The 273-nt window shown below is 72.2% G+C and carries 1 protein-coding gene; it reads left to right on the top strand.

The window, feature by feature from the left end; translation table 11 throughout:
* On the top strand, window positions 1–273 hold a 273-nt coding region (locus tag C1X29_RS29900), incomplete at both ends, for a replication protein RepA (RefSeq protein ID WP_256584423.1).

Below are 273 nucleotides of genomic sequence, written 5' to 3'. Positions count from 1 at the left end.
GTTCAAGGAACAGCTGAACCGGCTGGCCGCCTGCTCCATGCAGATCGGCCTCTGGGACGGGCGCGACAGCGCCACCACCCTCAACGTCCCGCCGTTCCGCAGCCTGGAGCTGTGGCGCCCCCGCGCCGGGGAGGGGGACGACGAGGCCGGCCGCACGGTGCGCTTCGATCCCGAATTCTACGAGACCCTGATCCGGCACGCCCTGCCGGTGGACGTGCGGGCGGCCCGGGCCTTCTCGGGCTCGGCGCGCAAGCTCGACCTGCTGTTCTGGAC

The sequence above is a fragment of the Pseudomonas sp. GW456-12-10-14-LB2 genome (assembly GCF_002884345.1).
Lineage (GTDB): Bacteria > Pseudomonadota > Gammaproteobacteria > Pseudomonadales > Pseudomonadaceae > Aquipseudomonas > Aquipseudomonas paraglycinae.
The sequence above is the reverse complement of the archived record's forward strand: the minus strand, read 5'-3'. Positions and strand labels throughout refer to the sequence as shown.